Origin of the sequence: Achromobacter sp. HZ01 (genome assembly GCF_003267925.1) — a bacterium.
In the GTDB taxonomy this organism is placed as follows: Bacteria; Pseudomonadota; Gammaproteobacteria; order Burkholderiales; family Burkholderiaceae_B; genus Achromobacter; species Achromobacter pulmonis_A.
The window spans coordinates 1-23,206 of record NZ_LWKV01000009.1 but is presented as its reverse complement, the minus strand read 5'-3'; the positions used below and the strand labels follow the sequence as shown (position 1 = coordinate 23,206).

The 23,206-nt window shown below is 65.1% G+C and carries 17 protein-coding genes, 1 tRNA gene and 2 pseudogenes; 4 read left to right on the top strand and 16 right to left on the bottom strand.

The genetic code is table 11. The features are described from left to right. From A6B37_RS25860 to A6B37_RS25840, 5 genes and pseudogenes are all read right to left on the bottom strand, one after another. Positions 1-82, bottom strand: a pseudogene (locus A6B37_RS25860) (elongation factor Tu); the annotation flags it as partial. Positions 83-158: 76 nt separating this feature from the next. Then, positions 159-2,261, bottom strand: a complete 2,103-nt coding sequence (gene fusA / locus A6B37_RS25855; protein WP_102775021.1) for an elongation factor G — start codon at positions 2,259-2,261, stop codon at positions 159-161. An 18-nt stretch (positions 2,262-2,279) separates the two neighbouring features. Next, complete coding sequence (gene rpsG, locus A6B37_RS25850) at positions 2,280-2,750, bottom strand: 30S ribosomal protein S7 (protein WP_006389600.1); 471 nt, start codon at positions 2,748-2,750, stop codon at positions 2,280-2,282. A 165-nt stretch (positions 2,751-2,915) separates the two neighbouring features. Further along, a complete protein-coding gene (gene rpsL, locus A6B37_RS25845; protein WP_005017264.1) occupies positions 2,916-3,293 on the bottom strand; it encodes a 30S ribosomal protein S12 in 378 nt (125 codons plus the stop codon). A gap of 528 nt (positions 3,294-3,821) precedes the next feature. Next, entirely contained in the window at positions 3,822-4,523 is a 702-nt protein-coding gene (locus tag A6B37_RS25840; RefSeq protein WP_102775020.1) for a response regulator transcription factor, read from the bottom strand. Between the two features lie 256 nt (positions 4,524-4,779). Here A6B37_RS25840 and A6B37_RS25835 point away from each other — a divergent pair, with 256 nt between their 5' ends. Genes A6B37_RS25835 through A6B37_RS25825 form a run of 3 tightly spaced genes read left to right on the top strand, consistent with a single transcriptional unit; the run spans position 4,780 to position 8,961 of the window. Further along, complete coding sequence (locus A6B37_RS25835) at positions 4,780-5,496, top strand: response regulator transcription factor (protein ID WP_111827325.1); 717 nt, start codon at positions 4,780-4,782, stop codon at positions 5,494-5,496. A 35-nt stretch (positions 5,497-5,531) separates the two neighbouring features. Next, on the top strand, positions 5,532-6,644 hold the full coding sequence (locus A6B37_RS25830; RefSeq protein ID WP_111827324.1) for a FecR domain-containing protein: 1,113 nt from the start codon (positions 5,532-5,534) through the stop codon (positions 6,642-6,644). Positions 6,645-6,660: 16 nt separating this feature from the next. Beyond that, on the top strand, positions 6,661-8,961 hold the full coding sequence (locus tag A6B37_RS25825) for a CHASE2 domain-containing protein (protein WP_111827323.1): 2,301 nt from the start codon (positions 6,661-6,663) through the stop codon (positions 8,959-8,961). Positions 8,962-8,964: 3 nt separating this feature from the next. On the opposite strand, the gene A6B37_RS25820 is transcribed toward A6B37_RS25825, so the two are convergent. Further along, positions 8,965-10,224, bottom strand: coding sequence for a serine/threonine protein kinase (locus A6B37_RS25820; protein ID WP_111827322.1), 1,260 nt, complete (start codon positions 10,222-10,224; stop codon positions 8,965-8,967). 156 nt (positions 10,225-10,380) lie between these two features. Between A6B37_RS25820 and A6B37_RS25815 the strand changes: the two genes are divergently transcribed. Next, complete coding sequence (locus tag A6B37_RS25815; RefSeq protein WP_102775016.1) at positions 10,381-10,776, top strand: TssQ family T6SS-associated lipoprotein; 396 nt, start codon at positions 10,381-10,383, stop codon at positions 10,774-10,776. Between the two features lie 88 nt (positions 10,777-10,864). On the opposite strand, the gene rpoC is transcribed toward A6B37_RS25815, so the two are convergent. The 10 genes and pseudogenes from rpoC to A6B37_RS25765 all read right to left on the bottom strand — a co-directional run. Then, positions 10,865-15,109, bottom strand: coding sequence for a DNA-directed RNA polymerase subunit beta' (rpoC, locus tag A6B37_RS25810; protein WP_111827321.1), 4,245 nt, complete (start codon positions 15,107-15,109; stop codon positions 10,865-10,867). Next, positions 15,109-19,221: a DNA-directed RNA polymerase subunit beta gene (gene rpoB, locus A6B37_RS25805; RefSeq protein ID WP_111827320.1), complete on the bottom strand. Its 4,113-nt coding sequence runs from the start codon at positions 19,219-19,221 to the stop codon at positions 15,109-15,111. Before rpoB ends, rpoC begins: the two co-directional genes overlap by 1 nt. A gap of 163 nt (positions 19,222-19,384) precedes the next feature. Continuing rightward, positions 19,385-19,765 (bottom strand): 50S ribosomal protein L7/L12, encoded by a 381-nt coding sequence (gene rplL / locus A6B37_RS25800; RefSeq protein WP_006389590.1) that lies wholly within the window; start codon positions 19,763-19,765, stop codon positions 19,385-19,387. 81 nt (positions 19,766-19,846) lie between these two features. Beyond that, positions 19,847-20,371 (bottom strand): 50S ribosomal protein L10, encoded by a 525-nt coding sequence (gene rplJ, locus A6B37_RS25795; RefSeq protein ID WP_054459366.1) that lies wholly within the window; start codon positions 20,369-20,371, stop codon positions 19,847-19,849. A gap of 250 nt (positions 20,372-20,621) precedes the next feature. Next, positions 20,622-21,317: a 50S ribosomal protein L1 gene (gene rplA / locus A6B37_RS25790; protein WP_102775013.1), complete on the bottom strand. Its 696-nt coding sequence runs from the start codon at positions 21,315-21,317 to the stop codon at positions 20,622-20,624. A 2-nt stretch (positions 21,318-21,319) separates the two neighbouring features. Next, on the bottom strand, positions 21,320-21,751 hold the full coding sequence (gene rplK / locus A6B37_RS25785) for a 50S ribosomal protein L11 (protein WP_102775012.1): 432 nt from the start codon (positions 21,749-21,751) through the stop codon (positions 21,320-21,322). Positions 21,752-21,816: 65 nt separating this feature from the next. Further along, complete coding sequence (nusG, locus tag A6B37_RS25780; protein ID WP_006389586.1) at positions 21,817-22,350, bottom strand: transcription termination/antitermination protein NusG; 534 nt, start codon at positions 22,348-22,350, stop codon at positions 21,817-21,819. Between the two features lie 9 nt (positions 22,351-22,359). Next, positions 22,360-22,740 carry a preprotein translocase subunit SecE gene (secE, locus tag A6B37_RS25775; protein WP_102775011.1) on the bottom strand — a complete coding sequence of 127 codons (381 nt, stop codon included), beginning with the start codon at positions 22,738-22,740 and terminating at the stop codon, positions 22,360-22,362. Between the two features lie 64 nt (positions 22,741-22,804). Then, positions 22,805-22,880: transfer RNA gene (locus A6B37_RS25770), tRNA-Trp, on the bottom strand. A gap of 142 nt (positions 22,881-23,022) precedes the next feature. Then, positions 23,023-23,206 (bottom strand): annotated as a pseudogene (locus tag A6B37_RS25765) (elongation factor Tu); the annotation flags it as partial.

Sequence of the window (23,206 nt, the reverse complement as noted above, 5' to 3'; positions counted from 1 at the left end):
GGGTGGTCTTGCCGTGGTCGACGTGACCGATGGTGCCGACGTTCACGTGCGGCTTGGTGCGTTCAAACTTGCCTTTTGCCATGATCTCTATCCTTTGACTTTCAAGGAAATTTCGATATTTGCCGCGCCGCCTTGTGGGCGGACGCGGCGAGGGTTATTTACTTGGCCCGAGCGGCGATGACTTCGTCAGCGACGTTCTTGGGGGCCTCGGAGTAATGCTTGAATTCCATCGTGTACGTGGCACGACCTTGCGTCAGCGAACGCAGGTTCGTGGCGTAACCGAACATCTCGGCCAGCGGAACTTCGGCCTTGATGGTCTTGCCGCCGCCAACCATGTCGTCCATGCCCTGGACCATGCCGCGACGCGAGGACAGATCGCCCATCACGGTGCCGGCGTAATCTTCAGGCGTTTCGACTTCAACGGCCATCATCGGTTCCAGCAGCACAGGGCTGGCCTTGCGCATGCCTTCCTTGAACGCCATCGAGCCGGCCATCTTGAACGCGTTTTCGTTCGAGTCCACGTCGTGGTACGAACCGAAGAACAGCGTGACCTTGACGTCCACGACCGGGTAGCCGGCCAGGATGCCCGAAGGCAGCGTTTCCTGGATGCCCTTGTCCACCGCGGGGATGAACTCGCGCGGCACCACGCCGCCCTTGATGGCGTCCACGAACTCGTAGCCGCCGCCCGGCTCCAGCGGTTCGACCTTCAGGACCACGTGACCGTACTGGCCGCGACCGCCCGACTGCTTGACGAACTTGCCTTCGACTTCCTCGCAGGTCTTGCGGATGGTTTCGCGGTAGGCCACCTGGGGCTTGCCGACGTTCGCTTCCACGCCGAATTCGCGCTTCATGCGGTCGACCAGAATTTCCAGGTGCAGCTCGCCCATGCCGGAAATGATGGTCTGGCCGGATTCTTCGTCGCTGCGCACGCGGAACGACGGGTCTTCCTGCGCCAGGCGCGACAGCGCCAGGCCCATCTTTTCCTGGTCGGCCTTGGACTTGGGTTCCACGGCCTGCGAAATCACGGGCTCGGGGAACTCCATGCGCTCCAGCGTCACGTGCGAGTCGACGTCGCACAGCGTTTCGCCGGTGGTCACGTCCTTCAGGCCCACGACGGCGGCGATGTCGCCAGCCAGAACTTCCTTGATTTCCTCGCGGTTGTTCGCGTGCATCTGCAGGATGCGGCCGATACGTTCCTTCTTGCCCTTGACCGGGTTGTACACGGTGTCGCCCGACTTCAGGACGCCCGAGTACACGCGCACGAAGGTCAGCTGACCGACGAACGGGTCCGTCATCAGCTTGAACGCCAGGGCCGAGAACTTCTCGCCGTCGTCGGCTTGGCGCTTGACTTCGTTGCCGGCGTCATCGGTGCCTTCGACCGGCGGGATGTCCACGGGCGAGGGCAGGTAGTCGATGACGGCGTCGAGCATGCGCTGCACGCCCTTGTTCTTGAAGGCGGTGCCGCACAGCATCGGCTGGATTTCGCCGGCGATGGTGCGCTGGCGGATGGCCAGGTTGATCTCGGCTTCTTCCAGCGCGCCGGTCTCGAGGTACTTGTTCATCAGTTCCTCGGACGATTCGGCGGCAGCCTCGACCAGCTTTTCGCGCCACTCTTCAGCGGTGCTCTGCAGCTCGGCCGGGATGTCTTCGTACTCGAACTTGATGCCCTGGCTGGCTTCGTCCCAGATGATCGCTTTCATCTTGACGAGGTCGATGACGCCCTTGAAGGTGTCTTCGGCGCCGATGGGGATCACCACGGGCACGGGGTTGGCGCGCAGGCGCGTCTTCAGCTGGTCATAGACCTTGAAGAAGTTGGCGCCGGTGCGGTCCATCTTGTTGACGAAGGCCAGACGCGGCACGCCGTACTTGTTGGCCTGACGCCACACGGTTTCGGACTGCGGCTGAACGCCGCCCACCGCGCAGTACACCATGCAGGCGCCGTCCAGGACGCGCATGGAACGCTCCACCTCGATGGTGAAGTCCACGTGTCCCGGGGTGTCGATGATGTTGATGCGGTGCTCGGGGTAGTTCTTAGCCATGCCACGCCAAAACGCCGTCGTAGCAGCCGACGTAATGGTGATGCCACGCTCTTGTTCTTGCTCCATCCAGTCCATGGTGGCTGCGCCATCATGCACTTCGCCAATCTTGTGATTGACGCCGGTGTAGAACAGGATACGTTCGGTCGTGGTGGTTTTCCCTGCATCGATGTGCGCAGAGATACCAATGTTGCGATAGCGCTCGATCGGGGTTTTGCGGGCCATGGTGGGTTAGTCCTTAAATTACCAGCGGAAATGGCTGAAGGCCTTGTTGGCCTCGGCCATCTTGTGCGTGTCTTCGCGCTTCTTCATCGCGGCGCCACGTCCTTCGGATGCGTCGATCAGTTCGCCAGCAAGGCGCAGATCCATCGACTTTTCGCCACGCTTCTTGGCGGCTTCACGGAGCCAACGCATAGCCAGGGCCAGGCGGCGCACGGGGCGCACTTCAACCGGCACTTGGTAGTTGGCACCGCCCACGCGGCGGCTCTTGACTTCGACGATCGGCTTGATGTTGTTGATCGCCAGGCTGAACACCTCGATCGGCTCCTTGCCGGTCTTGGTGGCGACTTGCTCGAGGGCGCCATAGACGATGCGCTCGGCGACGGCCTTCTTGCCGTCCAGCATGACGACGTTCATGAACTTGGCGAGCTCGACGCTGCCGAACTTGGGATCGGGCAGAATCTCGCGCTTGGGTACTTCGCGACGACGGGGCATTGTTGCTTCCTTGTGTCTGTTCAGTTGAACCGTGCTTCATTACACGGCCATGGCCGCCCAATGGGACGACCCCTTACGTGCCGCGCACCTTCCTGTATGCGGATGGCGCGGTTGCACTTCCCTGGTGACGGACTTCCGCCACTTCGGGGTACTACCGATTCGTTATCAGGCCTTCTTCGGGCGCTTGGCGCCGTACTTCGAGCGGGCTTGCTTACGATCCTTGACGCCTTGCAGGTCGAGGGAACCGCGCACGATGTGATAACGCACACCGGGCAAGTCCTTCACACGACCGCCACGCACCAGAACCACCGAGTGCTCTTGCAGGTTGTGGCCTTCGCCGCCGATGTACGAAATGACTTCGTAACCGTTGGTCAGACGCACTTTGGCAACCTTACGCAGAGCGGAGTTCGGCTTCTTGGGGGTGGTGGTGTACACGCGAGTGCACACGCCGCGGCGTTGCGGGCAGTTTTCGAGCGCGGGGCTCTTGCTTTTGATGATGCTGACTTCGCGCGGCTTGCGCACGAGTTGGCTAATGGTAGGCATGACCTTTGAAATCCCTTTTACGTACCACTGGTAAGTACTTTCGTACTAGTGTCCCGAGGCGGAGAGCCTCCGGAGCAGGCAGTTCGCGCAAAACCGCCTCAAACGTTCGAATACGTAAAAGAGCGGGCTTGCCAACAAACTGTGACAAAACGCACAAAACCGGATGCGGCAGGGAAGTCGCCGCGGGAGTACCAGCCCCCCGCCTGGCGGATCATGCTTGAATGGCTCGTGACGCACCTTCGCCCATGACCCGAACTTCCAAACCCTACCGCGTACAGATTTTGCGCGCGAGATAAAGCAGTTAGCCCTTTAGCATAACTGAGATTCGGGCGCACTGTCAAAGAAATTTGTAAACCCTGCCAGACGGCATGTTGCCGGCAGAAGACGGCCAGTTAGGCGCCGGTCATGAAAATTGGGGCCGCATAAACCGCAGATCCGGGTCGCGGGCCGCGCCGCCCGGTCCGGGTTTCCACGTATGCGGCGGCAGCGATCAGTGTAGCCCCGCGCGCGCCGGTTTGCGCCGGTTTTTTACTGGTCGGCGAACAGGTAGCCGCTGCCGTAGACGGTGCGGATCGGCAGGATCACGCCGGCCAGCTCGGCCTTGCGCCGCAGGCGGCTGACGATCACGTCGATGCTGCGCGAACCGCTGGCGCGCGCGCTGCCGCCTTCGACCTGCAGGCCTTCGCCCAGCTCGGTGCGCCCGACCGCCCTGCCCGCCACTTCAAGCAGCGAACGCACGACCAGACGCTCGTTGGCCGACAGCGAAATGGTGGTGCCGCTGGGCGAGGCCAGGGTCCAGCCCTGGTCGCGCAGCTCCCATTGGCCGTTGCCGGGCGCTTCCGCTCCGGCTCCCGCGCGGCCGGGCGGCAGGCGGCGCGCCAGCGCCAGCAGGATGCAGGCCAGCTCGCGCGGGTCCTGCGGCTCGGGCAGGCAGGCGTCGGCGCCGCTTTGCAGGCAGCGCAGGCGGCCGTCGACCGACAGGTCGGCGCCCGTCACCACGATGCCCAGGGACGAGGAGCCATGCAGCCGCGCCACCAGGGCGTAGCCGATCTCGCCCAGCGCGCCCACGTCCAGGATCACGACGTCATAGGCGCCGCCGTTGAGCAATCCGAACAGCTCCAGGGACGTCGAACAGCCGCGCGCCGATATGCCGGCCTGCAGCAGCGCGGACACGGCCGCCCCGCGGGCCGCTTCGTCCGGCGACATCATAAGTACGCACAATTGATTCATGTTTGTTCCACTCAGCAATACGGTCGATTCCCTCCAGTGCCTCTGGTAGTGGGATGTTTGAGACAGTGTGGCGCGGTGTTGCGCAACAACTCCAGTCAAGATTCGTCAACTTTGCAATGTTTGACAGTTCTTGGCATAACGTAGCCAGCGGGGACACAGCCCGAGTTATCATTCGTTTACACGAATTCCCTTACCCTCTTGCAGTAGGGCGCCATAGCGCGCGCTTGCGTAGCAAACCTTCGCGAGAACACGTCTGATGAAAATCGCGTCGCTGGAAGATGACCTGGACCAAGCCCGCCGCATCCAGCAAGTCTTGACCACCGCCGGATACTCCTGCGCCAGCTACCAGCAAAGCCGGGATCTCCTGGCCGCACTGCGCACGGAGCATTTCGACCTGGTATTGCTGGACTGGCACCTGCCCGATATCGACGGCGACGACGTAGTGCGCTGGCTGCGCGCCAATATCGGCGCGCGCATTCCCGTGATCTTCCTGACCAACCGCTCCAGCGAGGACGACCTGGTCGAGGGCCTGCGCGCGGGCGCCGACGATTACATCGTCAAGCCGCTGCGCCCCCAGGAACTGCTGGCGCGCGTGGCCGCGCTGCTGCGCCGCAGCCAGATCTCCGAGCCCGTCCGCGAGGGCTTCGAGGTCGCCCGCTACCGCATCGAGCCGGGCGCGCGCACGATTTCCCTGGACGGCGCGCCGGTCGCGCTGGCTCCCAAGGAATTCGATCTGGCGCTGCTGTTTTTCCGCAATATCGGCCGCCTCATGTCGCGCGACGTGCTGGCCGAGTGCGTCTGGAACCGGGAGATCCCGGCCACCTCGCGCACGCTGGACACCCATTTGTCGAACATCCGGCAAAAGCTCCAGCTGCGCCCCGAGCACGGCGTGCGCCTGTCTTCTTCCTACGCGCTGGGCTACCGGCTGGAACTGACCAGCCCGGCCGAAGACGCGCCCGCCCATCCACTGTAAGCGCCCCCGCGCGCACCCCTGGAGAACCGCTAGTCATGAGCCGCTGCCGCGCGCTTTCTTTGCTTGCCCTGATTTCCTGCCTGAGCATCCTGGCGCCGGCGCACAGCCAGCCGGCGGGCGCGCTCGGCGACGATTTCATCTATCGCGTGCGCCAGGGCGACACCCTCATCGACCTGGCCACCCGCTACACGCGCAACCAGGCCAACTGGGGCCCGCTGCAGAGCCTGAACCGCGTGGTGACGCCGGAATTGCTGCCCATCGGCCTGGAACTGCACATTCCGCTTTCCATGATTCCCGTGCGCCCGGCCAGCGCGCGCGTGGTGCACGTCAGCGGCCAGGCCGAGCTCGACGGCAAATCGCTGCGCGCCGGCGACGCGGTGGCCGAAGGCAGCACCGTGTCCACCGCCGCCAACGGCTTCGTCACGCTGGAACTGGCCGATGGCTCCAAGCTCACCCTGCCGGCCGGCGGCGCGGTCGAACTGACCCGCCTGCGCCAGTTCGAAGGCACGGCGCTGACCGATTCCATCGTCGAGGTGCGCCGTGGCGGCGTCGAGTCTTCGGTGGCGCCCGCCGGCGAAGGCGTGGGCCGCTTCGAGGTCCGCACGCCGGTGGCGGTGACCGGGGTGCGCGGCACGCGTTTCCGCGTGCAGAGCAGCGCGCAGGGCGTGCACAGCGAGGTGCTGGACGGCAGCGTCCGCCTGCAGCCCCACGCCCCGGGCGCGCGCCCGGCCAGGCCGGTGGCCGTGGCCAAGGGTTATGGCGCGGCGGTCGGCGCCGACGGCACGGTCGCCGGCATGCGGGCCCTCCTCCCCGCGCCGCACCTGGGCGAACCCGCGCGCGCCGGCGGCGGCGTATGGACCGCCCCGGTCTCGCCCGTGGCCGGCGCCCGCAGCTATCTGGTGCGGGTCTCGCGCGACGCCGAAGGCGCCCTGCCGGTATCGTCGGCCGACTTTCCCGACAACCAGGACATCCGCTTCTCCGCGCCCGGGCCGGGCACGTATTACGTATCGGTGCGGGCCGTGGACGACCTGGGCCTGAGCGGCAAGGACGCGGTCGCGACCTTCGAAGGCGCCAACCAGCTCATGACCGCCTACGGGCTGGGCGTGGCCAGCGGCACGGGTGGCTTCATCACGCTCACCGAGTACTAGCGCCGCAAGGACCCTCATGGCCGCCGCCGATCCGCAGGACCGGACCTCGCGCTCAGGGCTATGGCTGACGTTGGCGCTGGCGCTGCTGGCCGCGGTCCTGGGCTGGTTCAACGGACTCGGCCGGGTCGACCAGATCCTCTACGACCGTGCCGTCTCGGTGACGGGCCGCGGCGCCGATCCCGACATCCTGATCGTGGCGATCGACGACGCCAGCATCGACGCACTGGGCCGCTGGCCCTGGCGGCGCGCGGTCCACGCGGCGCTGCTGGACCGGCTGCATGGCGCCCGCGCCGTGGGGCTGGACCTGATCTTCGGCGAAGCGGACGGGGTCTATTCGGACGACGACCGCTTCCTGGCCGACAGCATCCGGCGCAACGGCCGCACGGTGCTGCCTGTCGTGCTGAACCGGCTGGACCATCCCTCCGCCGTCAACGCTCCCATCGCGCCGCTGGCGCAGGCCGCCGCCGGCCTGGGCTTCATCAATGCGCGCATCGATTCCGACGGCGTGGTGCGCGCGGCCACGCTGGCCGCGCACGTGAACGACCGACGCTGGCAGCACCTGGCCCTGTCGATGCTGGAGGTCGGCGGCCAGGCGCAACAGGCGCAGCGGCTGCTGCGGCGCGCCGCGCCGGACGGCAGCATCCTGATTCCCTACGCCGGCCCCACCGCGCATGTGCGCACGGTGTCGTACCTGTCGGTGCTGCGCGGCGATATCCCGCCCGATGAACTGCGCGGCAAGTACGTGCTGGTGGGCGCCTGGGCCACCGGCCTGGGCGACGCCTATCCGACGCCCGTCTCGCATGACGTCAGCGGCATGTCGGGAGTGGAGATCATCGCCAACCTGCTGCACGCGGCGCGCGAGGACATCGCGTACGTGCAGCCGCCGGCCTGGTGGAGCGCGCTGTTCTCGGCGCTGCCGGTGATGCTGGCCTGCCTGGCCTTGTGGCGGCTGTCGCCCAAGCGCGCGCTGCTGGTCTGTGTCGGGCTGCTGGCCAGCATCCTGCTGGCGGCGCTGCTGTTTCTGGCCTATGGCCGCTTCTGGTTCGCGCCCTCGGCGGCGCTGCTGGGGGTGGCGCTGTGCTATCCCTTGTGGAGCTGGCGCAGCCAGGAAGCGGCGCTGCGCTACATGGACAATGAATTGCGCCGCCTGCAGCGCGAGTACCCGCCGGTGATGAACGAGGCGCGCGCCCAGGCCGCGGGGCCCAGCGCTTCGCTCGAAAGCCGCGTCGGCGAACTGCGCCGCGCGCTGGCGCGCGTGCGCAACCTGCGGCGCTTCCTGGCCGACGGCCTGGACGGCATGCCCGACGCCACGCTGGTGTTCGACCAGGACGGGCGCATGCAATTCCGCAACCGGGCCGCCGTCATGTACTTCCAGCGCCTGGGCATGCGGCCGCCGCGCGTGGGCCGCCCGGCCATCCACCTGCTGGAAAAGACCATCTCCGATCCCGCCACGCGCCAGCGCGTGGCCGAAGCGCTGAGCGGCCAGGGGCCGGCCGCCGCCGGCTCGCCGTGGAGCGCGGACCTGGAACTGCGCGACCATGCGGGACGCGATCTGATCCTGAAATGCGCGCCCATCCATACCGCCGAGGGCAACTTCGCCGGCACCGTCGCCACGCTGACCGACATCTCCCGCATCCGCCAGGCCGAACGCCAGCGCGAAGAGACCTTGCGCTTCATCTCGCACGACATGCGCGCGCCGCAGAGCTCCATCCTGGCGCTGGTGGAAATGAAGCAGGAAGGCGCGGCGCAGGGCGACCACGGCGCCACGCTGGACCGCATCGCCATGCTGGCGCGGCGCACGCTGCACCTGGTCGACGACTTCGTGCACCTGACGCGCGCCGAGTCCATGGTCATCAGCGCCGTGGAACTGGACCTGGGCAGCCTGCTGCAGGACGCCGCGGACGAATTCTGGGCCTCGGCGCAAAAGCGCGGCATCGCGCTGGAGTTGCGCCTGCCCTTGCCCGCGGCCTATGTGCGCGGCGACCAGACCCTGCTGATGCGCGCGCTGTGCAACCTGATCGACAACGCGATCAAGTACAGCCCCGCGCAGACCCGCATCGAGTGCGGCATAGACGAAGAGCCGGGCTTCTGGCGCGCCGCCATCCGCGACCAGGGCCAGGGCATCGCGGCCGAAGACCTGGCCCGGCTGTTCGAGCCGTTCTCGCGCGTCGGCGTCGATACCCGCGGCGACGTGGGCGGCGCGGGCCTGGGGCTGGCGTTCGTGCGCACCGTGGCCGAACGCCACGGCGGCTCGGTGGAAGTCAGCAGCGAGCCGGGCGCCGGCTCGGTCTTCACGCTGCGCCTGCCGATGGCGTAGCGCCTACTGGAAGGTGTGGGAGATCAGCGCCGGGCGGCCGGCCTTGACCTCCAGGGTCATGCGGTACGGCGGCAGGCCGGCATTGCGCAGCACCACCTGGTACTTGCCCGGAATCAGCCGCAGCTCCTTGACCGGCGGGCTGACGCCGCGCGCCACCCCATTGATCCACACCTCGCCCCACGGACGTATGTCGAGCCGCACCAGCACGGGCACGGGCTTGGGCTTGGGAGCCTCTTCGGCGGCGGCCGCCGCCGGCGCTTCGGGCTGCTCGGCCTCGGGCGCCGCCGCCGGCGGCGCGGGCGTGTCGGCCGGCGCCGGATTTTCCGCGGCCGCGGCATTGGCGCCGGCCGGCGCGGGCGGTTCGGACGGCTGGGGCGCGGGCGCAGGGCCCGGCGGGACGACCGGCGCGGGCGCCGGCTCCGGCGCGGCCTGCGGCAAGGGATGGACCGCGGGCGGATTCGGCTGCACCAGTTCGGAACGGGTGATCAGCGCGTTCTGCGCGCCGGGGCCGTACTGCTGCCACGCGTAGACGCCGGCGCCGATCAGGGCCGCGATGAGCAGCAGCCACAACAGCACGCGGCGACCGCGCGCGGGACGCTGCGAGGTGGCGGCGGCCGCGGCGGGCAGCGCCTGGGCCGCGGCCGCCTCGTTCGCTTCGGCCGGCGCGGGCGCGGCCTCGGGCTGCGCGGCCACGCCCAGCATCTCGGCCAGTTCGTCCAGCGTCTGCGGGCGGTCGGCCGGGGCCATCGACAGGCCGGCGTCGATCACCGCCAGGAAATCCTGGCTGTACTTGGGCAGATCGAGGGAGACCAGCGGCTGGTAGGTGTCTTCCGCCCGGCGCTCGGGCGCCGGCGGCGGCCGGCGGCCGGTGACCAGCGCGTGCATGACGGCGCACAGCGCGTAGATGTCGCTCCAGGGGCCGCGCGGCCATTCCATTGAATCGGTATAGAGCTCGAACGGCGCGAAGCCGGCCGACGGACTGCGGGTGACGCGGCGCGAACGGGCCACGATGAGTTCGGGCACCAGGTGGGCCCGCGCGTTTTCGTCCATCCCCACCGTTTCCAGCGAGATGTCGCCGCAGATTTCGCCCTGCCCGTGCAGGGCGATCAGGGACGGCAGGAGGTCGGACAGGAGCCGTTTGATGCGCGCCTGGGGCACGCCGCCCGCGGTGCTGGCGGCGATGGCGCTCAAGGGGCGCAGCGCGAGCGGCGCGGCGCCGGAAAACGGGCCACGCGGCATCGGCAGGCCGGCGGTAGGAGACATGATTGAGAGCTGCGCCACGGCGCGAATACGGTATCAAAAGTGGATAGGGCGAATATTATCCAATCCGCCACACAAGGACATTGCCGAAAATGTCCGAGCGCATCAGGCTGTGGCACGATAGCGTATGGCATCAACTCCCTACCTCTTTGGAAGCCCATGAAAATTCGCGTTTTGAGTAGTCTGCTTGGCTTATCCGCCCTCCTGACGGGCTGTGCCGGTCTTACTTCCATGCAGCCGGAAGGTCCGCCGACCGCCGAAGCGCTGGATCAATTGCAACAAGTGCGCGAGAAATACAGCGCGGGCCGCTACGGCGACGTGATCCGCACCGTGGCCACCTCGGACACCCTGGCGACTTCCACCAAGGCCGTGCGCATCGAAGCGTACAAGCTGCAGGCGTTCAGCTATTGCGTCAGCCGCTATCCCCAGCTCTGCCAGGACAGCTTCTCGCGCATTCTCGCGCTCGACCCCGCTTTCGTGCTGGCGCCCAACGAGGCCGGCCACCCGGTCTGGGGCCCGGCATTCCAGCGCGCCCAGGCGCAGGCCGCGAAGTAGGCCTGGTCCCGCTTCTTCAAGGCAAAAAAAAGGCCGCTGATAACAATCAGCGGCCTTTTTGCTGGCGGGAGGTCCCGCCAGTACCGGTTTACTGCTCGGCGTCGTCCGTGCCCAGGTCGGAAGCCGGCGTTTCCGTATCCGAGCCCACCGTGACCGGCGAGTCTTCGAACGGGTTGGCCAGCTGGCGGGCGGCTTCGCGTTCCGCGGCCTCCAGCGCTTCCTTGTCCTTGCGGGCATGGTGGTAGGCCAGGCCGGTGCCGGCCGGGATCAGGCGGCCGACGATGACGTTTTCCTTCAAGCCGCGCAGGTCGTCGCGCTTGCCCATGATGGCGGCTTCGGTCAGGACGCGGGTGGTTTCCTGGAACGAAGCGGCCGAGATGAACGAGTCGGTCGACAGCGACGCCTTGGTGATACCGAGCAGCACGTTCTCGTACGTGGCAGGACGCAGGTCCTGGGCCGTAACGCGATCGTTCTCGTTGAGCAGCTCGGAGCGCTCGACCTGCTCGCCCGGGATGAACTCGGTATCGCCGGCGTCCACGATGTTCACGCGGCGCAGCATCTGGCGCACGATCACTTCGATGTGCTTGTCGTTGATCTTCACGCCCTGCAGACGGTAGACGTCCTGCACTTCGTCGACGATGTAGGTCGCCAGCTTCTCGATGCCTTGCAGGCGCAGGATGTCGTGGGGATCGGCCGGGCCGTCCACGATCATTTCGCCCTTGTTCACCACCTGGCCGTCGTGCACCAGCACCTGCTTTTCCTTCGGAATCAGGAACTCGTGGCTGACGCCTTCCAGGTCGGTGATGACCAGGCGCTGCTTGCCCTTGGTGTCCTTGCCGAACGAGACCGTGCCGGTGACGTCGGCCAGCATGCCGGCGTCCTTGGGCGAACGGGCTTCGAACAGCTCGGCCACGCGCGGCAGACCGCCGGTAATGTCGCGGGTCTTTTGCGATTCCTGCGGAATACGCGCCAGGACTTCACCCACGGCAACCTGCTGGCCGTCGCGCACCGTGATCAGCGCGCCCACCGGGAACGAGATGTTCACCGAGTGATCGGTGCCGGCGATCTTGACGTCTTCGCCGTTCTCGTTGGCCAGCTTGATCTGCGGACGCATGACGATCTTGCCGCCACGGGTCTTGGGCGTGATCACGACCAGCGTGGACAGGCCGGTGACTTCGTCGACCTGCTTGGCCACGGTCACGCCTTCTTCGATGTTCTCGAAGCGCACGGCGCCGCCGTATTCCGACACGATCGGACGGGTCAGCGGGTCCCACGTCGCCAGGCGGGCGCCGGCCTTGACGGCCTCGCCATCGCCCACCAGCACGGTCGCGCCGTACGGGATCTTGTGGCGTTCGCGTTCGCGGCCGTTGTCGTCGAAGATCGCCAGTTCGCCGGAACGCGAGATGGCCACGCGTTCACCCTTGGCGTTGGTGACGTAGCGCATCGTGCTGGCAAAGCCGACGGTGCCGCTGGACTTGGTTTCGACCGCGCTGGCCAGGGCCGAACGCGAAGCCGCGCCACCGATGTGGAACGTACGCATCGTGAGCTGCGTGCCCGGTTCGCCGATGGACTGGGCGGCGATGACGCCGACCGCTTCGCCCTGGTTGACCGAGGTGCCGCGGCCGAGGTCGCGGCCGTAGCAGTGCGCGCACAGGCCGTGGCGCGTTTCGCAGGTCAGCGGGGTGCGGACCTTGACTTCGTCCACGCCGATGCGGTCGATGGTGTCGACCATGTCTTCGTCCAGCAGGGTGCCGGCGACGATGGCCGTTTCCTGCGTGTCCGGGTTGACGATGTCCACGGCCGCGACGCGGCCCAGGATACGGTCGCGCAGCGGTTCGATGACTTCGCCGCCTTCGACCAGGGCCTTCATGTTGTAGCCCTGCGACGTGCCGCAATCGTCCTCGGTGATCACCAGGTCCTGCGTCACGTCGACCAGACGGCGGGTCAGGTAACCCGAGTTCGCGGTCTTCAGCGCCGTGTCGGCCAGACCCTTACGCGCACCGTGAGTCGAGATGAAGTACTGAAGCACGTTCAGGCCTTCACGGAAGTTCGCGGTAATCGGCGTTTCGATAATCGAGCCGTCCGGCTTGGCCATCAGGCCGCGCATGCCGGCGAGCTGGCGGATCTGGGCGGCCGAACCGCGGGCGCCCGAGTCAGCCATCATGTAGATGGAGTTGAACGATTCCTGGCGCACTTCTTCGCCGTGACGGTTGATCACGGGCTCGGTGGCCAGTTGTTCCATCATCGCCTTGCCGACCTTGTCGCCGGCCTTGCCCCAGATGTCCACCACGTTGTTGTAGCGTTCCTGGGACGTGACCAGACCCGACGAGTACTGCTTGTCGATTTCCTTCACTTCGCGGCTGGCTTCGGCCAGGATGCCTTCCTTGGCGGTCGGGATCAGCATGTCGCCCATGGCGATGGAGATACCGCCGCGCGTGGCCAGGCGGAAGCCCGACTGCATCAGCTTGTCGGCGAAGATCACCGTGTCGCGCAGGCCGCAGCGGCGGAACGACTGGTTGATCAGGCGCGAGATTTCCTTCTTCTTCAGCGCCTTGTTCAGGACGGTGAAGGGCAGGCCCTTGGGCAGGATTTCCGACAGCAGCGCGCGGCCGACCGTGGTTTCGTGGCGGCGGATCACCGGCTGCCATTCACCGTTCTCGTCGCGCTCGTGCTCCTTCAGGCGCACGGTGATGCGCGACTGCAGCTCGACTTCGCCGTTGTCATAGGCGCGCTGGACTTCAGCGACGTCCATGAAGAAGATGCCTTCGCCCTTGCCGTTGATGCGCTCGCGGGTCGTGTAGTACAGACCCAGCACGATGTCCTGCGACGGCACGATCGACGGTTCGCCGTTGGCCGGGAACAGCACGTTGTTCGAGGCCAGCATCAGGGTGCGGGCTTCGAGTTGGGCTTCCAGCGACAGCGGCACGTGGACGGCCATCTGGTCGCCGTCGAAGTCGGCGTTGAACGCCGCGCAGACCAGCGGGTGCAGCTGGATGGCCTTGCCTTCGATCAGCACCGGCTCGAACGCCTGGATGCCCAGACGGTGCAGCGTGGGCGCACGGTTGAGCATGACCGGGTGTTCGCGGATGACTTCTTCCAGGATGTCCCAGACCACCGGTTCCTGGCTTTCCACCAGCTTCTTGGCGGCCTTGATGGTCGTGGCCAGGCCCATCATCTCCAGGCGGTTGAAGATGAACGGCTTGAACAGTTCCAGGGCCATCAGCTTGGGCAGGCCGCACTGGTGCAGCTTGAGCTGCGGACCCACCACGATGACCGAACGGCCCGAGTAGTCGACGCGCTTGCCCAGCAGGTTCTGACGGAAGCGGCCGCTCTTGCCCTTGATCATGTCGGCCAGCGACTTGAGCTGGCGCTTGTTGGCGCCGGTCATGGCCTTGCCGCGGCGGCCGTTGTCCAGCAGCGAGTCGACGGCTTCCTGCAGCATGCGCTTTTCGTTGCGCAGGATGATTTCCGGCGCCTTCAGCTCCAGCAGGCGCTTCAGACGGTTGTTGCGGTTGATGACGCGGCGGTACAGGTCGTTCAGGTCGGAGGTCGCGAAGCGGCCGCCGTCCAGCGGCACCAGCGGACGCAGGTCCGGCGGCAGCACGGGCAGCACTTCCATGACCATCCACTCGGCCTTGATGCCGGACTTCTGGAAGCCTTCCAGCACCTTCAGGCGCTTGGAGATCTTCTTGATCTTGGCTTCCGAGCTGGTGGCCTTCAGTTCGCCGCGCAGCGTTTCCACTTCGCGGTCGATGTCGATGGTGCGCAGCAGTTCGCGCACGGCCTCCGCGCCCATCAGGGCACGGAAGTCGTCGCCGTACTCTTCGGTCTTGGCGAGGAAATCGTCGTCCGACATGATCTGGCCGCGCTTGAGCGGCGTCATGCCGGGTTCGATCACGCACCAGGCTTCGAAGTACAGCACGCGTTCGATGTCGCGCAGGGTCATGTCGAGCACCATGCCCAGACGCGAGGGCAGGCTCTTCAGGAACCAGATGTGCGCGACCGGGCTGGCCAGCTCGATGTGGCCCATGCGTTCACGGCGGACCTTGGCGACGGTGACTTCCACGCCGCACTTCTCGCAGATCACGCCGCGGTGCTTCAGGCGCTTGTACTTGCCGCACAGGCACTCGTAGTCCTTGATCGGGCCGAAGATCTTGGAGCAGAACAGGCCGTCGCGCTCGGGCTTGAACGTACGGTAGTTGATGGTCTCGGGCTTGCGAACTTCGCCGTAAGACCACGAACGGATCTTCTCGGGCGAGGCGATGCCGATCTTGATGGCATCGAACTGCTCGTCTTGCGAGACTTGCTTAAAGAGGTCGAGTAGCGCTTTCATTAGTTACGCTCCAAATCCATGTCCAGGGCCAACGAGCGGATTTCCTTGACCAGCACGTTGAACGATTCCGGCATGCCGGCGTCGATGACGTGATCGCCCTTGACGATGTTTTCGTATACCTTGGTGCGGCCGGTGATGTCGTCGGACTTCACCGTCAGCATTTCCTGCAGGGTGTAGGCGGCGCCGTATGCTTCCAGCGCCCACACTTCCATTTCCCCGAAACGCTGGCCGCCGAACTGCGCCTTGCCGCCCAGCGGCTGCTGGGTAACCAAGGAGTACGGGCCGGTCGAACGCGCGTGCATCTTGTCGTCGACCAGGTGGTGCAGCTTCAGGTAGTGCATGTAGCCGACGGTCACGGGACGCTCGAACTGCTCGCCGGTGCGGCCGTCGAACAGCCACGCCTGCGTGCGCGACGGCGTCAGCGCCATGCGCTTGGCGACGTCGTCCGGATAGGCCAGTTCCAGCATCTTGGTGATTTCCTCTTCGGTCGCGCCGTCGAAGACGGGCGTCGCGAACGGCACGCCGTTCTTGAGGTTCTGGGCCATTTCCATGACTTCGTCGTCGGTCAGCTCGTCGATGCGCGCGCCGGTGCCGGTCGTGTTGTAGACCTTGTCCAGGTAGGCGCGGACGTTCTTGACCTGCGCGGTGCGCTCGTCGCGCAGCATGTCGGCGATGCGATGGCCCACGCCCTTGGCGGCCCAGCCCAGATGGACTTCCAGCACCTGGCCGACGTTCATCCGCGAGGGCACGCCCAGCGGGTTCAGAACGATGTCGGCCGGCGTGCCGTCAGCCATGTGCGGCATGTCTTCCACCGGGGTGATGCGCGAGACCACGCCCTTGTTGCCGTGGCGGCCGGCCATCTTGTCGCCGGGCTGCAGACGACGCTTGACGGCCAGGTAGACCTTGATCATCTTCAGCACGCCCGGGGGCAGCTCGTCGCCCTGCGTCAGCTTCTTGCGCTTCTCTTCGAAAGCCAGGTCGAACTGGTGGCGCTTCTGCTCGAGCGATTCCTTGGCCTGCTCCAGCACCACGGCGTGGGGCTCGTCGGCCAGACGGATGTCGAACCACTGCCAGCGGTCCAGGTCAGCCAGGTAGGCCTTGGTGATCGTGGCGCCCTTGGCCAGCTTGCGCGGGCCGCCGTTGACGGTCTTGCCGACCAGCATCTTCTCGATACGGTCGAACTGGTCGTTCTCGACGATGCGCAGCTGGTCGTTCAGGTCCTGGCGATAGCGGCGCAGTTCATCGTCGATAATGGACTGGGCGCGCTTGTCGCGCACGATGCCTTCGCGGGTGAACACCTGCACGTCGATCACGGTGCCGGTCATGCCCGAGGGCACGCGCAGCGAGGTGTCCTTAACGTCGGAGGCCTTCTCGCCGAAGATGGCGCGCAGCAGCTTTTCTTCCGGCGTCAGCTGGGTCTCGCCCTTGGGCGTGACCTTGCCGACCAGCACGTCGTCGGCGCTGACTTCGGCGCCGATGTAGCAGATGCCGGAATCGTCCAGGCGGTTCAGCTGGGTTTCCGCCAGGTTGCTGATGTCGCGCGTGATTTCCTCAGGTCCGAGCTTGGTGTCGCGGGCCACGACCGTCAGTTCCTCGATGTGCACCGAGGTGTAGCGGTCATCGGCCACGACCTTTTCCGAGATCAGGATCGAGTCTTCGAAGTTGTAGCCGTTCCAGGGCATGAACGCGATCAGCATGTTCTGACCCAGGGCGAGTTCGCCCAGGTCGGTCGATGCGCCGTCGGCCAGCACGTCACCCTTGGCGACCCGGTCGCCGCGCTTGACGATGGGACGCTGGTTGATGTTGGTGTTCTGGTTGGAACGGGTGTACTTGATCAGGTTGTAGATGTCGACGCCGACTTCGCCGGCGACGTTTTCTTCATCGTTCACGCGGATCACGACACGCTCGGCGTCGACGTGGTCGACCAGGCCGCCGCGCAGCGCCTGCACGGTGGTGCCCGAGTCGACGGCCACGGTGCGCTCGATGCCCGTACCCACGACCGGCTTTTCCGGACGCAGGCAAGGCACGGCCTGACGCTGCATGTTGGCGCCCATCAGCGCGCGGTTCGCGTCGTCGTGCTCCAGGAACGGAATCAGCGAGGCGGCGACCGACACGATCTGCGACGGAGCCACGTCCATGTAGTGCACGTTGGCCGGCGCGGTCAGCATGGTTTCGCCGGCTTCACGGCAGGCGACCAGGTCGTCCACGAAGCGGCCTTCGTCGTCGAGCGCGGCGTTGGCCTGCGCGATGACGTAGTGGCTTTCCTCGATGGCCGACAGGTAATCGATCTGGTCGCTGACCTTGCCGTCGATGATCTTGCGGTAAGGCGTTTCCAGGAAGCCGTACTCGTTCAGGCGGGCGTACAGCGCCATGGAGTTGATCAGGCCGATGTTCGGGCCTTCCGGCGTTTCGATCGGGCAGACGCGGCCGTAGTGGGTCGGGTGCACGTCGCGGACTTCGAAGCCGGCGCGCTCGCGGGTCAGACCGCCCGGGCCCAGTGCGGAAACACGGCGCTTGTGCGTGATTTCCGACAGCGGGTTGGTCTGGTCCATGAACTGCGACAGCTGGCTCGAACCGAAGAACTCCTTGATGGCGGCCGAGATCGGCTTGGAGTTGATCAGGTCGTGCGGCATCAGGTTTTCCGTCTCGGCCTGGCCCAGACGTTCCTTGACGGCGCGCTCGACGCGCACCAGGCCGGCGCGGAACTGGTTCTCGGCCAGTTCGCCCACACAGCGCACGCGGCGGTTGCCCAGGTGATCGATGTCGTCGATCTGGCCACGGCCGTTACGCAGCTCGACCAGCACCTTGATGGTTTCGAGGATGTCCTCGTTGGTCAGCGTCATCGGACCGCTGGTGTCTTCGCCACGGCCCAGACGGCTGTTGACCTTCATGCGGCCCACGCGCGACAGGTCGTAGGTTTCTTCGCTGTAGAACAGGCGCTGGAACAGGGCCTCCACCGCTTCTTCGGTGGGCGGCTCGCCGGGACGCATCATGCGGTAGATCGCGACGCGCGCGGCCATCTGGTCGGCGGTCTCGTCGGTGCGCAGGGTCTGCGAGATGTAGGGACCGCGGTCCAGGTCGTTCGTGTAGAGCGTCTGGATGTCGTGGACGTTGGCGGCGCGCAGCGCGCCCAGCACGCTTTCGGTGATCTCGTCGTTGGCGTTGGCGATGACTTCGCCGGTGTCCGGATCAACGATGTTCTTGGCCAGCACGCGGCCGTACAGGAAGTCTTCCGGCACGGAGATGCGCTGGATGCCGCCGGCAGCCAGGTCGCGCAGGTGCTTGGCGTTGATGCGCTTGTCCTTCTCGACGATGACCTTGCCGGAGCGGTCCGAGATGTCGAAACGGGCCATTTCGCCCTTCCAGCGCTCGGGCACGAATTCCATCATCGCGCCTTCGCTCTTCAGTTCGAAGTTGTCGAAGTCGAAGAAGTTGGCCAGGATCGATTCCGGCGTCATGCCGATGGCCTTGCACAGGATCGTGACGGGCATCTTGCGGCGGCGGTCGACGCGGAAGAACAGGATGTCCTTGGGGTCGAACTCGAAGTCCAGCCACGAGCCGCGGTAGGGAATCACGCGGGCCGAGAACAGCAGCTTGCCGGAGCTGTGGGTCTTGCCGCGGTCGTGCTCGAAGAACACGCCGGGCGAACGGTGCAGCTGCGACACGATGACGCGCTCGGTACCGTTGATGACGAAGGAACCGGTGCTGGTCATGAGCGGAATCTCGCCCATGTAGACTTCCTGTTCCTTCACTTCCTTGACGGTGGGCTTGCTGACTTCGCGGTCAAGCAGCACCAGGCGGACCTTGGCTCGCAGGGGCGAGGCATAGGTCAGGCCACGTTGCTGACATTCCTTGACATCGAACACCGGTTCGCCGAGCACATAGCTCACGAACTCCAAGCGCGCCATACCGTTGTGACTAACGATCGGGAAAATCGACGAGAACGCCGCCTGCAAACCGTCGGCTACGCGTTCGGACGGGGCGGTATCCGCCTGCAGGAAAGTTAGGTAGGATTGAAGCTGAGTCGCCAGCAGGAAGGGAACGTTTTGAACGTCTTCACGCTTGGCGAAGCTTTTGCGGATGCGCTTTTTTTCGGTGTACGAGTAAGGCATGAGCACTCCGACTCGAGGTTGCATGGGCCGTCAACCACGGCCCCAGGTGATACGACTCCAGGAAACCCCCCTGAAAAGGGCATTCCCCCAGTAGGGGTTTCCTGGAAACGCAAAAGCCCGGGGACTGCAAACTGCGCTGTCCCCGGGCAAGTTGACGCAGGTCTTACTTGACTTCGACCTTGGCGCCAGCTTCTTCCAGCTTCTTCTTGGCGGCTTCGGCGTCAGCCTTGGCAACGCCTTCCTTGACGGGCTTCGGAGCGCCGTCGACCAGGTCCTTGGCTTCCTTCAGGCCCAGACCGGTCAGCTCGCGCACGGCCTTGATGACGGAAACCTTGTTGGCGCCGGCTTCAGCCAGGACAACGGTGAACTCGGTCTGCTCTTCAGCAGCGGCGGCGGCGCCACCAGCGGCGGGAGCAGCGACAGCGACAGCGGCGGCAGCAGCCGACACGCCGAACTTCTCTTCCATTTCCTTGATCAGCTCGGACAGTTCGAGCACGGTCATGCCAGCGATGGCGTCAAGGATTTCAGCTTTGTTAAGTGCCATTTTTAAGAACTCCAAATATTTTGGTAATGCCAGGGTTTGGGTGTCGCTCGGTCGTTCAGCGAATTCCGGGAAGGGCGGGGATTAAGCCGCAGCCTTCTGGTCGCGCACGGCGGCGAGGCCACGGGCGAACTTGGTCGGAACTTCGTTGAGCGTACGCACGAATTGCGCGATGGGGGCTTGCATGGTGCCCAGCAGTTTCGACAGCAACTCTTCGCGCGAGGGCATGGTGGCCAGGGCCTTCACGCCTTCTTGGTTCAACAGGCTGTTGGGCAGCGAGCCCGCCTTGATGACCAGCTTGTCATTGCTTTTCGCGAAACCTGCGAGGACCTTGGCCGCCGCGACCGGATCGGCGCTGATACCGTAGATCAGCGGACCGGTCAGTTGCTCGGCCAACGGCTCGAAAGCCGTGCCGGCAACGGCACGACGGGCCAGCGAGTTCTTCAGAACACGCAGATACACGCCCGATTCACGCGCAGTTTTGCGCAGTACGGTGACAGAGGCGACGTCCAGACCACGGTACTCGGCGATAACGATCGATTGAGCCTTGGCAACTTCAGCCGAGACTTCCTCGATCACCACCGCTTTCTCTTGACGATTGAGACTCACGGTTTGAACACTCCATCAAAAGACGCCTGGGGCGAATGCCTTGCGCGTCAACCGAATGCGGCGCCTGGTCGAGTTCTTCGGGTAAAGAAATCTTCCTGGGGACGCCGTCTACGCTGGATCCGAACTATGTGAGCTTCGGGATTAAGCGGGGTGGCCCGGTACGGCTTGAACCACCCTGCTCCAGCGGTCTTTGACAGCAGCATCCGGAGAACTCCGGATGCGGCCCAAAGTACGTTTACTACTGTCGGACTCAGGCCGACAGCGAGGCGATTTCCACGCGCGCACCGCCGCCCATCGTGGACGAGACGGCCAGCTTGCGCAGGTAAATGCCCTTGGCAGCAGCGGGACGAGCCTTTTGCAGGGCGTCGACCAGAGCGGCCAGGTTGGTTTGCAGCTGTTCCACGCCGAACGACGCGCGGCCGATCGTGGCGTGGATGATGCCGGCCTTGTCGGTGCGGTACTGAACCTGACCGGCCTTGGCGTTCTTGACGGCGGTGGCGACGTCGGGGGTCACGGTGCCGACCTTCGGGTTCGGCATCAGGCCACGGGGGCCCAGGATCTGACCCAGGGCGCCCACGACACGCATCGTGTCGGGCGAGGCGATGACCACGTCGAAGTCCATCTGACCGGCCTTGATCTGCTCGGCCAGGTCGTCCAGGCCGACGATGTCGGCGCCGGCGGCCTTGGCGGCTTCAGCCTTGTCGCCCTGGGCGAACACGGCCACGCGGACCGACTTGCCGGTGCCGGCGGGCAGCACGACCGAACCGCGGACCAGCTGGTCCGACTTCTTCGGGTCGATGCCGAGTTGCACGGCCACGTCGATGGACTCGTCGAACTTGGCGACGGCGGTTTCCTTGACCAGGGTCAGGGCTTCAGCGACCGGGTACAGCTTGGTGCGGTCGATCTTCTGCGCAATGGCGGCGGCGCGCTTGGACAGTTTTGCCATGATTAGATCCCCTCAACCGTGATGCCCATGCTGCGGGCGCTGCCAGCGATGGTGCGGACGGCGGCTTCCATGTCGGCAGCCGTCAGGTCCGGACTCTTGGTCTTGGCGATTTCTTCGGCTTGAGCGCGGGTCAGCGTGCCGACCTTGTCGGTATGCGGCTTGGCCGAACCCTTTTGCACGCCAGCGGCCTTCTTGATGAGGACCGTCGCGGGCGGGGTCTTCATGATGAAGGTGAAGCTCTTGTCCGCGAAGGCGGTGATCACCACCGGAATCGGCAGACCGGGCTCCATGCCCTGCGTCTTGGCGTTGAACGCCTTGCAGAATTCCATGATGTTCAGGCCGCGCTGACCCAGCGCCGGACCGATCGGGGGGGAGGGGTTAGCCTTACCAGCCGGCACTTGCAGCTTGATAAAGCCGACGATCTTCTTCGCCATGCTTTGCTCCTTGCGGGTTATATCGCTTCGCGCCGTTCAGGCCCGAAGCTCCCCGGGGGTTGAAATCAGGTCTTTTCGACCTGGCTGAAATCGAGCTCGACGGGGGTGGCGCGACCAAAAATGGTGACCGACACACGCACCTTGCTCTTTTCGTAGTTGACTTCTTCGACGTTGCCGTTGAAGTCCGCAAACGGACCTTCCTTGACCCGAACCATCTCGCCCACTTCGAACAGGATCTTGGGGCGGGGTTTCTCGACGCCCTCTTCCATCTGGGAGAGGATCTTTTCGACTTCCTTTTCGGAAATCGGGGTCGGACGATTGCCCGAGCCACCCAGAAAGCCGGTGACGCGGTTGGTGTTCTTGACCAGGTGCCACGTTTCGTCGGTCAGGTCCATTTCAACCAGGACATAACCGGGGAAAATGCGGCGCTCGGTGATCGACTTCTGACCGCCCTTGACCTCGACGACTTCCTCGGAGGGCACAAGAATGCGGCCAAACGACGTTTGCAGGCCTGCGCGCTCGATGCGCTCGTTCAGGGCCTTGTGTACGCTTTTTTCCATGCCGGAGTACACATGGACGACATACCAACGCTTACTCATTCGCCGTCCTTATTTCCAGCCCAACAACAGGCCGTAGAGAATCCATTCGATGCCCTTGTCGAGCACCCACATGAAAATGCCCATGATCGCCACGAACGCGAAAACGATGCCCGTCATCTGGGTCGTTTCCTTGCGCGTGGGCCACGAGACACGCTTGACTTCGTTGTAGGATTCGCTCGCGAAGCTCAGGGTGCGGCGGCCCGGCTCGCTGAACCACGCGATCACGGCGGCGATCACGAGGCCGGCGACGAACACGCCGATACGAGCAGGCATCGGCTGCGCGCTGAGCACGGAGAACCCGACGATGCCAGCAATAACGACAAGAACCGCCAGCCCGAGCTTGACCCGGTCGGCGGTACTGGTTACGGTTTCTACGCTGGTATTAGACATTTTGCGACGCGAGCCGCCGTGAATGCGTAACTCGCGATGATCTCCCGCGGGTTTATCCTGGCGGTGGCAGGGGCAGTAGGAATCGAACCTACAACCTTCGGTTTTGGAGACCGACGCTCTGCCAATTGAGCTATGCCCCTAAAACACTTGCATTAGTTCGCAGCCGCTCTTCACCGCTGCTTTCCGCGCCATATCAGCTCGCGGAACCATACATCATACTACTTTTACTGCAAGAATGGATAGAGGGATTGAAAAATCCGCTCTATCCACTCTGGAGACTGCTTAGGCGATGATCTTGGCGACCACGCCGGCGCCGACGGTACGGCCGCCTTCACGGATGGCGAAACGCAGACCTTCTTCCATGGCGATCGGGGCCAGCAGCTTGACGGTCATCGTCACGTTGTCGCCCGGCAGAACCATTTCCTTGTCGGCCGGCAGATCGATCGTGCCCGTCACGTCCGTCGTG

Bases quoted from the DNA above. Each gene is read 5' to 3' on its own strand.
- rplA (WP_102775013.1), bottom strand. From the start codon at position 21,317: ATGGCAAAACTGTCCAAGCGCGCCGCCGCCATTGCGCAGAAGATCGAC.
- rpsG (WP_006389600.1), bottom strand. From the start codon at position 2,750: ATGCCCCGTCGTCGCGAAGTACCCAAGCGCGAGATTCTGCCCGATCCC.
- A6B37_RS25820 (WP_111827322.1), bottom strand. From the start codon at position 10,224: ATGTCTCCTACCGCCGGCCTGCCGATGCCGCGTGGCCCGTTTTCCGGC.
- A6B37_RS25840 (WP_102775020.1), bottom strand. From the start codon at position 4,523: ATGAATCAATTGTGCGTACTTATGATGTCGCCGGACGAAGCGGCCCGC.
- rpoB (WP_111827320.1), bottom strand. From the start codon at position 19,221: ATGCCTTACTCGTACACCGAAAAAAAGCGCATCCGCAAAAGCTTCGCC.
- rpsL (WP_005017264.1), bottom strand. From the start codon at position 3,293: ATGCCTACCATTAGCCAACTCGTGCGCAAGCCGCGCGAAGTCAGCATC.
- rpoC (WP_111827321.1), bottom strand. From the start codon at position 15,109: ATGAAAGCGCTACTCGACCTCTTTAAGCAAGTCTCGCAAGACGAGCAG.
- secE (WP_102775011.1), bottom strand. From the start codon at position 22,740: ATGTCTAATACCAGCGTAGAAACCGTAACCAGTACCGCCGACCGGGTC.
- A6B37_RS25815 (WP_102775016.1), top strand. From the start codon at position 10,381: ATGAAAATTCGCGTTTTGAGTAGTCTGCTTGGCTTATCCGCCCTCCTG.
- A6B37_RS25830 (WP_111827324.1), top strand. From the start codon at position 5,532: ATGAGCCGCTGCCGCGCGCTTTCTTTGCTTGCCCTGATTTCCTGCCTG.
- A6B37_RS25835 (WP_111827325.1), top strand. From the start codon at position 4,780: ATGAAAATCGCGTCGCTGGAAGATGACCTGGACCAAGCCCGCCGCATC.
- rplL (WP_006389590.1), bottom strand. From the start codon at position 19,765: ATGGCACTTAACAAAGCTGAAATCCTTGACGCCATCGCTGGCATGACC.
- A6B37_RS25825 (WP_111827323.1), top strand. From the start codon at position 6,661: ATGGCCGCCGCCGATCCGCAGGACCGGACCTCGCGCTCAGGGCTATGG.
- fusA (WP_102775021.1), bottom strand. From the start codon at position 2,261: ATGGCCCGCAAAACCCCGATCGAGCGCTATCGCAACATTGGTATCTCT.
- nusG (WP_006389586.1), bottom strand. From the start codon at position 22,350: ATGAGTAAGCGTTGGTATGTCGTCCATGTGTACTCCGGCATGGAAAAA.
- rplK (WP_102775012.1), bottom strand. From the start codon at position 21,751: ATGGCGAAGAAGATCGTCGGCTTTATCAAGCTGCAAGTGCCGGCTGGT.